The sequence below is a fragment of the Holdemania filiformis genome, from assembly GCF_003459085.1.
Lineage (GTDB): Bacteria > Bacillota_I > Bacilli_A > Erysipelotrichales > Erysipelotrichaceae > Holdemania > Holdemania filiformis.
The window spans coordinates 399,924-412,255 of the sequence record NZ_QRUP01000001.1 but is presented as its reverse complement, the minus strand read 5'-3'; the positions used below and the strand labels follow the sequence as shown (position 1 = coordinate 412,255).

12 protein-coding genes are annotated in these 12,332 nt (G+C 47.5%); 10 read left to right on the top strand and 2 right to left on the bottom strand.

What is annotated here, in order from left to right; genetic code table 11:
• The first annotated feature begins 382 nt into the window (after window positions 1–382).
• From tsaE to asnS, 6 genes are all read left to right on the top strand, one after another.
• A complete protein-coding gene (gene tsaE, locus DWY25_RS02075; RefSeq protein WP_006060162.1) occupies window positions 383–832 on the top strand; it encodes a tRNA (adenosine(37)-N6)-threonylcarbamoyltransferase complex ATPase subunit type 1 TsaE in 450 nt (149 codons plus the stop codon).
• Window positions 829–1,440, top strand: coding sequence for a tRNA (adenosine(37)-N6)-threonylcarbamoyltransferase complex dimerization subunit type 1 TsaB (tsaB, locus tag DWY25_RS02070; RefSeq protein ID WP_117893019.1), 612 nt, complete (start codon window positions 829–831; stop codon window positions 1,438–1,440). Before tsaE ends, tsaB begins: the two co-directional genes overlap by 4 nt.
• On the top strand, window positions 1,437–1,886 hold the full coding sequence (gene rimI, locus DWY25_RS02065) for a ribosomal protein S18-alanine N-acetyltransferase (RefSeq protein WP_006060164.1): 450 nt from the start codon (window positions 1,437–1,439) through the stop codon (window positions 1,884–1,886). The genes tsaB and rimI overlap by 4 nt, the downstream gene beginning before the upstream one ends.
• On the top strand, window positions 1,883–2,905 hold the full coding sequence (gene tsaD, locus DWY25_RS02060; protein WP_006060165.1) for a tRNA (adenosine(37)-N6)-threonylcarbamoyltransferase complex transferase subunit TsaD: 1,023 nt from the start codon (window positions 1,883–1,885) through the stop codon (window positions 2,903–2,905). The genes rimI and tsaD overlap by 4 nt, the downstream gene beginning before the upstream one ends.
• Before the next feature lie 54 nt (window positions 2,906–2,959).
• Window positions 2,960–3,580 carry a redox-sensing transcriptional repressor Rex gene (locus tag DWY25_RS02055; protein WP_006060166.1) on the top strand — a complete coding sequence of 207 codons (621 nt, stop codon included), beginning with the start codon at window positions 2,960–2,962 and terminating at the stop codon, window positions 3,578–3,580.
• Between the two features lie 261 nt (window positions 3,581–3,841).
• Window positions 3,842–5,224: an asparagine--tRNA ligase gene (asnS, locus tag DWY25_RS02050; RefSeq protein WP_117893016.1), complete on the top strand. Its 1,383-nt coding sequence runs from the start codon at window positions 3,842–3,844 to the stop codon at window positions 5,222–5,224.
• A 124-nt stretch (window positions 5,225–5,348) separates the two neighbouring features.
• Here the strand turns inward: asnS and DWY25_RS02045 are convergent, their stop codons facing one another.
• Together DWY25_RS02045 and DWY25_RS02040 are read right to left on the bottom strand one after the other, a co-directional pair.
• Window positions 5,349–5,687, bottom strand: coding sequence for a hypothetical protein (locus tag DWY25_RS02045; RefSeq protein WP_117893013.1), 339 nt, complete (start codon window positions 5,685–5,687; stop codon window positions 5,349–5,351).
• 216 nt (window positions 5,688–5,903) lie between these two features.
• Window positions 5,904–6,965 carry a hypothetical protein gene (locus tag DWY25_RS02040; protein ID WP_117893010.1) on the bottom strand — a complete coding sequence of 354 codons (1,062 nt, stop codon included), beginning with the start codon at window positions 6,963–6,965 and terminating at the stop codon, window positions 5,904–5,906.
• A 287-nt stretch (window positions 6,966–7,252) separates the two neighbouring features.
• Between DWY25_RS02040 and DWY25_RS02035 the strand changes: the two genes are divergently transcribed.
• The 4 genes from DWY25_RS02035 (at window position 7,253) to murQ (ending at window position 12,316) form a co-directional block, all read left to right on the top strand.
• The gene (locus tag DWY25_RS02035; RefSeq protein ID WP_006060376.1) at window positions 7,253–8,065 is read left to right on the top strand and encodes a LicD family protein; all 813 of its coding nucleotides are present in this window, start codon (window positions 7,253–7,255) and stop codon (window positions 8,063–8,065) included.
• A gap of 15 nt (window positions 8,066–8,080) precedes the next feature.
• The gene (locus tag DWY25_RS02030) at window positions 8,081–9,385 is read left to right on the top strand and encodes an N-acetylmuramoyl-L-alanine amidase (protein ID WP_117893007.1); all 1,305 of its coding nucleotides are present in this window, start codon (window positions 8,081–8,083) and stop codon (window positions 9,383–9,385) included.
• Window positions 9,386–9,498: 113 nt separating this feature from the next.
• Window positions 9,499–11,352: a ribosomal protection-like ABC-F family protein gene (abc-f, locus tag DWY25_RS02025; RefSeq protein WP_117893004.1), complete on the top strand. Its 1,854-nt coding sequence runs from the start codon at window positions 9,499–9,501 to the stop codon at window positions 11,350–11,352.
• Window positions 11,353–11,419: 67 nt separating this feature from the next.
• On the top strand, window positions 11,420–12,316 hold the full coding sequence (gene murQ / locus DWY25_RS02020) for an N-acetylmuramic acid 6-phosphate etherase (protein WP_117893001.1): 897 nt from the start codon (window positions 11,420–11,422) through the stop codon (window positions 12,314–12,316).
• The last annotated feature ends 16 nt before the right edge of the window (window positions 12,317–12,332 follow it).

The following is a 12,332-nucleotide window of genomic DNA, read 5'->3' as shown; positions in this document are numbered from 1 at the left end:
CGCGGCGAGAATAGCTATGCCTGCCATAGTGAAGGCAGCTCGTTGCCAGGTTCTTTGGTTCCCTTCAATGGGAGCCTTTTTTGTGTTTCGAAAGGGAAAGCAGGGTGTGTTTATTTCGCAGATATAAGATCGAAAATGATTTTTATCCGCTCAGACCCGCTTTGCATATAGCGCGGAAAGGATAAAATCTTGTCATAGAATCGCTCTTTTTAAGGCGAAACAGAGACTTTTATGATGATTCTTGAACATGGTTTTAGCTTCAATCCATACTCGAAAAATAAAATAATCGTCGTTTTAATTACAGGGTTGGTTTTCTTTCTCCGCCGCTTTAAATCTGTGCTATAATATTTTCCAAGTGACACTGAAGAAAGGATGTGAACAAATGAAGCTTGAATTCATAACAGAAACACCGCAGGAAACCAAGAACCTCGGTGAAAAAATGGGAAGTTTATCCAAGCCCAATATGGTATGGACAATGAGCGGGGATCTGGGTGCCGGCAAAACGACGCTGACTCAGGGCATTGCCCGGGGACTAGGAATCACCCGGACTGTCAGCAGTCCTACTTTTACGATATTGAAGATTTATCAAGGCCGCCTGCCGCTGTATCATTTTGACGCCTATCGTCTGGAAGGAACGCATCAGGAGCTTGGTTTTGAAGAAATGATCGACGGTGAAGGCCTGACTGTCATCGAATGGCCTGAATATATGGAAGATCTGGATCAAACGCAGCCGCTGCGGATCACGCTGCACCGATTGGGCGAGAATCGCCGTCAGATTGTCTTGGAAACGGACAACGAAAAGTATGTCGAATTGATGGAGGCATTGAAATGATTACTTTATGTATGGATACCAGCAGTAAATTTTTAGTGCTGGCTTTGATTGAAGAGGATCGGCTGATCGGCAAGCGCTGTCTGTCTTCCTGGAAGCGTCAGTCGGAAATGATATTTCCGCAGTTGACGGAATTACTTGAAGAATGTCATCTGACACCGAAGGCGATCAACGAAGTTGTGGTCACCAAAGGACCGGGCAGTTATACCGGCGTGCGGATCGCAATGACCGTCGCCAAAGTATTATGCGCGACAGCGCAATTACCGCTTTATGCGCTGCCGACACTGGAATTGATCGGCGCGGGGAAAACGAGAGCGGCGGTGCTGCTCGATGCCCGCAGTCAGCGTGCTTATTTCGGAATGATTGAAAAAGGCAAGCTCGTTGGTAAAGAAGAGGTACTGCCTCTCAGTGAGATCCAGGCCCGAATAGAAGAAACCGGCGATTTGGAGCTGGCCGGCGATTGTTCGCTGTTAGGCCTGGAGGACTGTTATCCAGATCTGGCGGAAGCTTTTCTCATCGCCCGTCCGCAGTGGCAGAAGGTTGAAAACGTGCATCTGTTAGTGCCGGAATACCTGAAATCTGCCGACGATTACCTGGTAAAAAAAGCATGATCCGGGAAATGACGCTGGACGATCTGAATATTGTCTGCGAAATGGAGCTGCGGCTGTTTAGTTCGCCCTGGCCGCGGGAAAGCTATGAATATGAACTAAAGGAAAATCCCTATTCCCATTTATTCGTAGCTGAGAATGAGGAAGGAACGATCGTCGGCTATGCGGGCGTGTGGACGACTTTTGATCAGGCGCAGATCACGACGATCGGCGTGGATCTTCCTTATCGCCGTCAACATTGGGCCTCACGGCTGATGGATCACTTGATCAATTGCGCGGCAGAGAAGGGTTGCGAAATGATTTCGCTGGAAGTTCGCGTAAGCAATGCTCCAGCTTTAACGTGTTATAAAAAATATGGTTTTGAAATCATCAATATCCGGAAAAGCTATTACCAGGATAACCATGAAGACGCGTATTTGATGATGAAGCCAATAGGAGGGAATTTATGAAACGAAATTTAATCCTGGCCATTGAGTCCAGCTGTGATGAAACGGCCGCCGCGGTGGTAGAGGACGGCTGCAAGATCTGTTCCAATATCGTTTCTTCACAGATTAACGTCCATAAAAAATACGGCGGCGTCGTTCCGGAGGTCGCTTCACGGATCCACGTTGAAAATATTTCTGTGGTCATCGAAGAAGCGCTGGCGCAGGCCGAGGTGACGATGGACGATATTTTAGCGATCGCGGTAACGCAGGGCCCCGGCCTTGTGGGTTCGCTGCATGTCGGCGTCCAGGCCGCGAAAACCCTGGCCTGGTATTACGATAAACCGCTGATCCCGCTGCATCACATCATCGGACATATTTACGCCAACCGCTTCGTCGACGAACTGCGCTTCCCGATGATTGCGCTGGTGGTGTCCGGCGGTCATACCGAGCTGGTTTGGATGAAAGATGAGTGGTCGTTTGAGATTCTCGGCACAACGCAGGACGATGCGATCGGCGAGGCGTATGACAAGGTTTCCCGAGTGATGGGAACCGGGTATCCGGGTGGTCCGGTCATTGATAAAATGGCAAAACAGGGACATCCGCATTACACCTTGCCGAAGCCGAAGACCGAGAAGCCGCTTGATTTTTCCTTCAGCGGTTTGAAATCGGCGGTCCTGCAGCTGATCGACCGGGAAAATAAAAAGGGCGAGGAACTGAACAAGGAAGATCTTTCCTACGCTTTCCAGGAAGCGGCGCTTGACACGCTGCTGAAAAAGACGATGCAGGCAGTTAAAGAATTTAAACCGAAGCAGGTCGTATTGGCAGGCGGCGTCGCGGCGAATTCCCGCCTGCGTGAGAAAATCTCGGAGATGATTCAGGAAACGCCGGAGGTTCATCTGACGATTCCGCCGTTATGGTGCTGTACGGACAATGCCGCGATGATCGGCGCCGCCGGCTGGACAGCGTATACGCACGGTTTAAACGGCTCATTGGACATCGCCGCGAACCCGTCGATGGAAATTGAAACAAGTTCAATTCATTAAATCATTCACAATTTAAAACAAGTGTGCTAGAATAATGCAGAAGGGGTTGATAGTATGCCAACAAAGTCAGTCCCTAAGGCTACACTGCAGCGTTATCCAATCTATCTGAAAGCTTTACGCAAACTCAAAAATTCCGGCGTAACCCGGATCATGTCCAAGGAGCTTTCGGAATATGTGGCCATTGAGTCCACGACGATCCGCCGGGATTTCTCATTCCTGGGATCGCTGGGGAAGCAAGGTTATGGCTATGACGTTGACCGCCTGATTGAAATATTCAACGAACAGTTGGGCATGGGATTCGACGAGAAGATTATTCTTGTCGGAGCAGGCAACCTTGGGAAAGCTTTAATGAATTACAATCGCTGGAACCATGTTGTCGGCGAGATTGTATGTGCCTTTGACATCCGTCCGGAGTCTGTCGGGAAAACGCCGATTCCGGTTTACCACGTTGATGAAATGAAGGATAAGATTCCGGAAGGCTGCCGGATTGCGATCCTGTGCGTTTCATCGAATGTTCAGGACGCGGCCGATCGTCTGATCGAATGCGGCATTACCGGGATTGTTGATTTCTCGCACGAGCATTTCCAGGTTCCTAAGGGAGTTCTGGTCAAGCCGATCGACGTCGTTTCAACGATCCAGGAATTGGTTTTTGAAACCAACAACATGAAAAAGTAGAAGGCAGCGAAAAGAGAACGATCCCATTACTGAAGCACAGCGAGCCGGGCAGGGTGAAAGCCGGAGTTCAGTCAGGGAATGCGGAACACTCTGGGAGCCGGATCGGAGAACTGAAAGTAGACGATCCCGTCGGCGGCGTTAACGCACCCTGAGGCCTGGTGATTTTGCGATCATTCGGGCGAATGAGGATGGCACCACGTTGTTCAACGTTCCTTAATCAGGAACGTTTTTTTATTTATAAATAGACAAAAGGAGAAAAGTATGCTTACATTCATGACCGTCAGAGAACTCTACGAAATGGCTTGTTCCGGCAGCACCATGGAAACCGATCAGATCGAGTATGCCCAGCTGCAGGGATGGGTCAGAACCAACCGCAACAACGGTTCGATCGGGTTTATCGAGCTGAACGATGGAACGTATTTCCGCAACGCTCAGCTTGTTTACTCTTCCGATCTGGCCAATTTTCAGGATGTATCCAAATATCTGACAGGCACGGCGCTGACTGTTACGGGGAAAGTCGTACTGACCCCGCAGGCGAAGCAGCCATTTGAGCTGCAGGTCACAGAAGTGATTTTGGAAGGCGCCTGCGACAACACCTACCCGTTGCAGAAAAAACGGCATTCGTTTGAGTATCTGCGCGAGATCGGACATCTGCGTCCGCGCAGCAACACGTTCAACGCGGTTTTCCGCGTCCGCTCCGTCCTGGCGATGGCGATTCACGAGTTTTTCCAGGATCAGGGCTTTGTCTACGTTAACGCCCCGATCATTACCGGCAACGACGCAGAAGGCGCAGGCGAGGTCTTTACCGTCACTACCCGCGATGACGGCAACTATGAAGAGGACTTCTTCGGCAAGAAGGCAAACCTCACGGTTTCTGGTCAGCTGCAGGCGGAAGCGTTTGCGATGGCTTTCCGCGACGTTTACACCTTTGGTCCCACCTTCCGTGCGGAAAACTCCAACACAACAACCCATGCTTCTGAATTCTGGATGGTAGAACCGGAAATTGCGTTCGCGGATCTGGAAGATGATATGGATCTGATTGAAGATATGATCAAATACTGCATTCAGTACGTGTTGGATAACTGCCCGGAGGAAATGAAATTCTTCAACCAGTTTATCGACAACACGTTACTGGAACGCCTGAACCATGTACTGAACAGTGAATTCGTGCGGATGCCGTACACGGAGGCGATCGATCATCTGTTGAAGGCCAAGAAAAAGTTTGAAAACCCGGTTTCCTGGGGCGTCGATCTCAATACGGAACATGAGCGTTATCTGTGCGAAGAAGTCGTAAAGGGACCGGTCTTCCTGATCGATTATCCGAAGGATATCAAAGCGTTCTATATGCGGATGAACGACGATGGGACAACCGTGGCGGCCTGTGATTTGTTGGTGCCGGCGGTCGGCGAACTGGTCGGCGGTTCCCAGCGTGAAGAACGGCTGGAAGTCCTGCAGAACCGGATGAAGGAAATGGGCGTTCACGAAGCGGGACTGCAATGGTATCTGGATCTGCGCCGTTACGGCGGCTGTCAGCACGCGGGCTTTGGGCTTGGCTTTGAACGGTTCATCATGTATGTTACCGGGATGCAGAATATCCGCGACGTGATTCCGTTTGCCCGTACGCCGAAAAACTTATTGTTCTGATTGAGTTTTTCTTCGATCAACCTATCTGCAAATTAAAATAATCTTACTGAAGATTACTCCATGAAAAAGAGTTAAAAATCGTTTGGATTTTTAACTCTTTTCTCTTTATACAATATTTCCAAAGTTAACGATTAAGAACGGTCTGTTTCATTTGAACCTTTTGATTCGCTTTGTCATGGATCTGCCTTTGAAAATCCTCCGGTGTATGAATCGCATCCAAGCTTTGAATAAGGTCCAAAAGCTTTTCTTCGTCAAGTTCGTCAATTTGTTTTTCTTCCCGCTCATTCATTGCCATCCGCTGTCTTAATACAAGCTTAACCAACATTTTCTGGCCTTCCTCTTTACCTTTAGCGATTCCTTTTTCATAAACCATCTGTTCATCGCGCTCATCAAACTTTGCCCGCATCCGGGCCAGTGTCAGGTTGGTATCTCTTAAAAAATCCATCTTTTTCTCTTCCATCATTTGAATGATTTCCTCCTTTTCTGATAACTCCTGTATGATTTTTTGTTTCTCTGCAGCGTGACTGAATCGAACCATGTAGTGTATTTTCTCTGATATCCTCTATTCCTCTACCGGCTTCTTTTCCAGTGCTTCCAGCTTGTCCATCTCCATCCACAAAGTCCGGCATCGCTCATCCAGTAAGGATACTGTCGTTTCGTATTTAAATTATTTTCAACATTATCGATTAAGAACAGTTTGCTTCAAATGAACATTTTGATTTATCTTGTCATGGATTTGTCTTTGAAAATCCTCCGGTGTATGAATCGCATCCAAGCTTTGAATAAGGTCCAAAAGCTTTTCTTCGTCAAGTTCGTCAATTTGTTTTTCTTCCCACTCATTCAAAGTCATCCGCTGTCTTAATACAAGCTTAACCAACATTTTCTGGCCTTCCAATTTACCTTCCTCTTTACCTTTAGCGATTCCTTTTTCATAAACCACCTGTTCATCGCGTTCATCAAACTTCGCCCGCATCCGGGCCAGCGCTAGATTGGTATCTCTTAAAAAATCCATTTTTTTCTCTTCCATCATTTGAATGATTTCCTCCTTTTCTGATAACTCCTGTATGATCTTTTGTTTCTCTGCAGCGTGACTGAATCGAACCGTGTAGTGTATTTTCTCTGATAACCTCCATTCTTCCACGGGCTTCTTTTCCAGCGCTTCCAGCTTGTCCATCTCTACCCAAAGAATCCGGCATCGTTCATCCGGTAATGGAACTGCCTTTTCTTCTTTAGTATAACGATAATCATGCAGATAACCGTCATTCTTTTGAATTTGCGGAACATGGTTGGTAAGCATAACCTGAATCACCGGATTAAATTCATACGGATCACCGACACAGAGCTGATCGGCAACGATGCGCGACAGATATCCCTGTGAGCGCATTGCCAGTGAATCGCTCATCTGATAGTTCTGCATTTCAAGATTGATCACCAGGCTGTTCCCCTGATCATCTTCAGCTTTAATCAGTAAATCAAATCGAATCCCTTTCTCGCCCTGATGATTTTTTACAGGCTCGGTATTCATCATAGAAGTCCGGACAAACCGGCAGAGAAAGAGATCGGATAAATAAGCGATCCGGATCCTTCTGGATAGTTCATCCTCAGAGCCAAAAGTGTGGCGGAAGACGTCGTTCTCTCGAAAGTCAATGGTGGCCAGAAGCTGACGAATCTGAGCGGAATCCAGACAGAGCGTTAGCGATTGCAGGGGATTGTCGTTATGAAGTTCATTCGTATTTTCCATCGCAATAAAAACCTCCTCTACTTTAATATTGCGGAAAATCAGAAAAAGCCTCATAAAAAACAGAAATTTGTAAAAATACTTTTTTGAGTTTATCTTTCAAATTAATGTTAACTCTTTTGAATCTCAATTTCAAGAATAAACTAAATTAAAATTCCAGATGGGAAATGATCGGAAGACTCTGTCTCTTTATGCTTGGCAGGAGAATCAAATCCTTTAGCTCCGCACAAACTAAAAAAACTTGAGGTTGATCTTCAATTCTCTTATAATAGAGCGTAGGATGTGATGACATGAAAAAATACGTATTAAAAACAGATGAAAACGGCAATGAGATTACCGTGGCCGATGTCCATAAGGTTCTTTTGGAAATGCTTAAAATGATCGACGGGATTTGCCGGAAATACAACATACCGTATTTCCTCAACGGAGGCAGCGCCTTAGGTGCGGTTCGGCATCAGGGCTTTATTCCGTGGGACGACGATGCGGATATCGCCATGCTTTATGAAGACTACAAGCGCTTTATTGTCGCTTTAAAACAGGATCTTCCGGAAGGCTATACCTTTCAATGCTTCGATACGGATAAGCGCTATAACCCGTTAATCCCGGGGATGAAGATCCGGAAAAAAGGAACATATCTGAAAGAAGTCAATACGCTGTTAGCCAACCGCTGTACTGAATGCGACGGTATTTTCATCGATGTCTTTGTTTATGATTACTGCTCGGCAAGCAAAACGATGGATCTGCCGCTGCGAATGTTGAATCAGCTGATTATGCCGTTTATCATTCTCTTTGATAACCTCGGCATGAATCCGTTGTTCCTTAAGCGCTGGTTTGTTTCCAATGCCCGGATGTATGGGAAACTCAATGAAGGAAGCAAGAAGATCGGCTTTGATCTGACCTGGACGTTTAAGAGTCCGTTAAAACCATTTATCTTTGATTATGACGATATTTATCCTGTTCAGTATGTTCCGTTTGAGGATACGCAGTTGCCAATCGCGCATCATCCGCACGAATATCTGTGCACGGCGATTGCGCCAAGCTACATGACGCTGCCTCCGGAAGAGGAACAGAAACCGAAACATATCGTCGATATCCGGTTATAAGGAGTTTTGGAAACCATGACAGTGGAACCAAGCTATGTCCCGCGCGGCTCCAAACTGCGCTGGAAATCTTTCCTTTTCATCTTTATCGCCTGCTGCCTGATCGCATACGGGGGGCAATGGCTGTTGAATCAGCGTCAGAAAAAACAAGTCGATACCTATGGTGTTTGCGGATTGAGTAATCAGAAAACACGGCAGCTGTTTGAAAATCAGATCGTTGATGAAGCGCAGCTGTTGTCATTGGGCGATTATCTTTACTATGGAGAAACGCTCAATCTTTATCACGAAACCTACAACCGCAACGGCCAGGATCTTTTTGCCGGGAAGACGGTCATTCTGCGCAATGTATGCAGCGGACTGGATTTTGTTTACATGATGGAAAAAAATGCCGACGGTCAGATTCCTCTGGAAGATCTGGACGAAGGCTTTTATCAGGTTTTCATCATGCAGGATCTGAAAGAAAAACAACTCGTCAGTCATGAAAAGCTGCACGATTCCTTCTATACGGTTACACGGGAAAATACAAACAAAAAGATCGAGCTGATCGCCGATCAGAATCTTTTCGACAACCCGGATGAAGAACCATTTTTACAAAAAAACTATGTGTTTGTCCAGGTAAGCACCCAACCGCAGCCGGAAGACTGGATCGATGTAATGATCGATCCCGGCGCGATGCACCAGGATAATGGCTATACCGATAAAGGCGTTCATGGAAACGGCTTGTTGGCGTATGAAGAAAATTACAGGATCGCGGTCAAGCTGAAGGATCAGCTTGAAAAACTGGGTTTAAAAGTTGAATTGACACGTGATCTGGACGAAATTGTCAACAGCTACGGCGAAGACGGGCGGCTGGACCGTGCTTATTCTCAACATGCGCGGTATTACATCAATATCGAAATGAAAAGCGCGACAAACGTCAACTTGCGGGGAACAGATATTGTTTATTCTTCATTTTCCTCTAACCGGATGGCTTCTACCGTGCTTAAATCCATTGTCGAAAATACTTCGCTAACGTATGCCCGGGAAGCGACGGGTTCGGCCAGCGGAACAAGCACGGGTGAGGATGGAACGGCGTATGACGGCCAGAAAATCATCCGCGAATCAGGCGGACGAATCCTGGGCGCGGGGACATTTTCCGAGGCTTCCCGTCAGAATCAGGCGTTTGCGGCTGAAAATCGTTGCGGCATGCAGGCGTTAACGATTCAGTATTTGTTTCTAAGCAACAGCGAGGATGTCGCAGCGTGGCAAACTGAGCTGGACAGGATCGCGGAAGCAACGGCTTCCGGGTTAGCGAAAGCGATGCGGATCCCGACCGGCAGTTAAACCGGGCAAGTGTATAGTCTTAGCTGAAATCGAGATAAAAAGGAAAAAAATTCGGTAACCTGCCTGTTCAGACGGCAGGTTCCTGTTGTTCATTAAGAAAGGGAGTGACATCCATGCTCTATCAAATCAGCCGCGGAAGTAAAGCCTTCGGCACGGAGACTGTGTTTGAGGACATTCAGTTTGAAATCCGGGGCACTGAAAAAATAGCGGTCGTCGGCCGCAACGGATGTGGAAAATCGACGCTTTTAAAAATTATGACCGGCGAGCTAGAACTGGACAAAGGTGAAATCCATAGTACTTCCGGCACACGGATCGGATATTTGGCTCAGACGACCTTTCCGGATGAAACGTTAACAGTCCGGGAGGATCTTGAAAAAGTATTTGAACCCTTGCAGAAATTAAAAGCTCAGCTCGATAAGCTGACGGAGCGCATGGCGACAGATTACAGCGAAGCCGTACTGGATCGCTATGCCCAGCTGGAAACGCAGTTTGAGATGGCCGGGGGATATACGTGGCAGTCGGAATTAATGACGGTGTTTACGAAATTCGGCTTTCAGGAAGAAATGCTGGATCGGATGATCAACACATTTTCCGGGGGTCAGAAAACGCGTCTGGCGTTTGTTAAGTTGCTTTTAAGCAAGCCGGACATTCTGCTTCTGGACGAACCGACCAATCATCTGGATTTGGAAACGATCGAATGGCTGGAAGGTTATTTAAAGCGGTACAGCCGTGCTGTCGTGCTGGTTTCTCATGACCGGATGTTTCTCGATCACATTGCGGAAGAAGTCTATGAGCTGGAATATGGTTCGATGAAGCATTATACCGGAAACTACACAAGCTTTCAGAACCAGAAGCAGCAGGATTTAATCCGGCAGCAGCAGATGTATAATCGGCAGCAGAAGGAAATTGAACGATTGGAAGGCTTGATCGAACGATTCCGCTACAAGGCGACAAAGGCGGCGATGGCGCAGTCGAAGATCAAAGCGCTGGAACGGATGGAGAAGATCGACGCCCCGCAGAAAAGCGATACTAAGAGTTTTTCCGCTCATTTTGTGCCACGGTTAAAAGGCGGAAAAACCGTGCTGGAGATCAAAGAGCTTAAGGTCGGCTATGATCGTCCGTTATGTGAGATTTCCCTGGAAATTTTAAGCGGACAGCGGATTGCGGTGCTGGGGCCTAACGGCTGCGGCAAGAGTACGTTGATGAAGACGCTGGTCGGCGATCTGCCGGCGTTGGGCGGGGATTATCTGTACGGACACCAGATTGAAACGGGTTATTTTGATCAGCAGCTGGCGCAGTTTTCCTCCGGAAAAACGGTGCTGGAGGAATTGTGGGACGACTATCCGGAATTAGATCGAACACAAATCAGAACTGTACTGGGGCGGTTCCTGTTTACCAGCGACGATGTGTTCAAAACGGTCGACGTGCTTTCCGGCGGGGAAAAGGTCCGGTTGTCCCTGGCGAAATTGATGCTGCGTCAGGCCAATTTCCTGCTTTTAGACGAACCGACCAATCACTTGGATATCGTAGGCAAGGAAGCGTTGGAAGAAGCGTTAAACGGATATACCGGAACGATCTTGTTCGTTTCTCATGACCGTTATTTCATTAAGAAAATCGCTACGGCGATTCTGCATATTGATATGCAGGGGAAGGCCGTCTATTATCCTTTCGGCTATGATCAGTTCGATGAGGATCAGCAGGAGAAGGAAAAGGAACAAGCGCCGAAGAAAGACGCGGAGATTCAACGTCAGACCCCGAAGCGTAATCCGAATGCCCGCGAAGCGGCTAAGCTGGAAAAGCAGATTGCGGAAAAGGAAGAACAGCTGGAAGAATTACGCCAAAAGCGGTTTGATCCGGAATACTACCATGATTATCAGAAAATGAACGAACTGGATGAACAGATCGACGATCTGCACAACGAGATCGAACATTTAATGCAGCGGTGGGAAGAATGTTTGGAGGGATAGAAATCCGGACTTGTCCAAACCCTGTCAAAACGCTATAATAAACATGAGGAAAAAAGGAGAACACAACATGTCTGAAGTAAAATTAAATCATTTAACAACCGAACGCCGTAACGAGAAAACCATGAATCTCGATACGCTGTCTACTCACGAATTGCTGGAAATTATGAATGAGGAAGATCATAAGGTTCCTGAAGCGGTCCGGGAAGCGATTCCTGAAATTGAAAAAGCAGTCCAGGCGATCATCAAGGCGCTGCGCAGCGGCGGCCGTCTGATTTATATGGGCGCTGGCACATCCGGCCGTTTAGGTGTTATCGATTCCGCTGAATGCATGCCGACCTTCGGCACAACGTATGAAGTCGTTGGTTTACTGGCAGGCGGCCCGGGCGCATTCTTAACCGCGGTTGAAGGTGCTGAGGATGATGCGGAATTAGGTAAGCAGGATCTGGTCGATCAGAAGCTGACTGAAAAAGACGTTGTCTGCGGCATCGCGGCCAGCGGCAGAACTCCGTATGTCATCGGCGGATTAGATTATGCACGTTCCATTGGAGCAACCGCGGTTTCTGTTGCCTGCAACAAGAACAGCGAAGTCGGCAAGCATGCGGACGTTGCCATTGAAGTCGATGCGGGACCGGAAGTTTTAACAGGTTCGACACGTCTGAAATCGGGAACTTGCCAGAAATTAATTCTGAACATGTTATCCACGGCTTCAATGGTTGGCTATGGCAAGGTTTACGGCAACCTGATGGTAGATGTCAAGGCTACGAACTTAAAGCTGGTAGAGCGGTCCAAGCGCATCATCATGATGGCAACGGACTGCGATTATGAAACAGCGGCCAAGATGTACGAAGTATCCGGCAATTACCCGAAGGTAGCCATCGTCATGATTCTGACAGGTTGCACTAAGGAAGAAGCGGAAGAACGTCTGAACAACAACGAAGGCTTTGTTCGTCAGGCAATTAAATAAGGAAAAAAAACTGTAG

Bases quoted from the DNA above. Each gene is read 5' to 3' on its own strand.
- DWY25_RS02040 (WP_117893010.1), bottom strand. From the start codon at position 6,965: ATGGAAAATACGAATGAACTTCATAACGACAATCCCCTGCAATCGCTA.
- asnS (WP_117893016.1), top strand. From the start codon at position 3,842: ATGCTTACATTCATGACCGTCAGAGAACTCTACGAAATGGCTTGTTCC.
- tsaE (WP_006060162.1), top strand. From the start codon at position 383: ATGAAGCTTGAATTCATAACAGAAACACCGCAGGAAACCAAGAACCTC.
- tsaB (WP_117893019.1), top strand. From the start codon at position 829: ATGATTACTTTATGTATGGATACCAGCAGTAAATTTTTAGTGCTGGCT.
- DWY25_RS02035 (WP_006060376.1), top strand. From the start codon at position 7,253: ATGAAAAAATACGTATTAAAAACAGATGAAAACGGCAATGAGATTACC.
- DWY25_RS02045 (WP_117893013.1), bottom strand. From the start codon at position 5,687: ATGATGGAAGAGAAAAAGATGGATTTTTTAAGAGATACCAACCTGACA.
- DWY25_RS02030 (WP_117893007.1), top strand. From the start codon at position 8,081: ATGACAGTGGAACCAAGCTATGTCCCGCGCGGCTCCAAACTGCGCTGG.
- DWY25_RS02055 (WP_006060166.1), top strand. From the start codon at position 2,960: ATGCCAACAAAGTCAGTCCCTAAGGCTACACTGCAGCGTTATCCAATC.
- abc-f (WP_117893004.1), top strand. From the start codon at position 9,499: ATGCTCTATCAAATCAGCCGCGGAAGTAAAGCCTTCGGCACGGAGACT.
- tsaD (WP_006060165.1), top strand. From the start codon at position 1,883: ATGAAACGAAATTTAATCCTGGCCATTGAGTCCAGCTGTGATGAAACG.
- murQ (WP_117893001.1), top strand. From the start codon at position 11,420: ATGTCTGAAGTAAAATTAAATCATTTAACAACCGAACGCCGTAACGAG.
- rimI (WP_006060164.1), top strand. From the start codon at position 1,437: ATGATCCGGGAAATGACGCTGGACGATCTGAATATTGTCTGCGAAATG.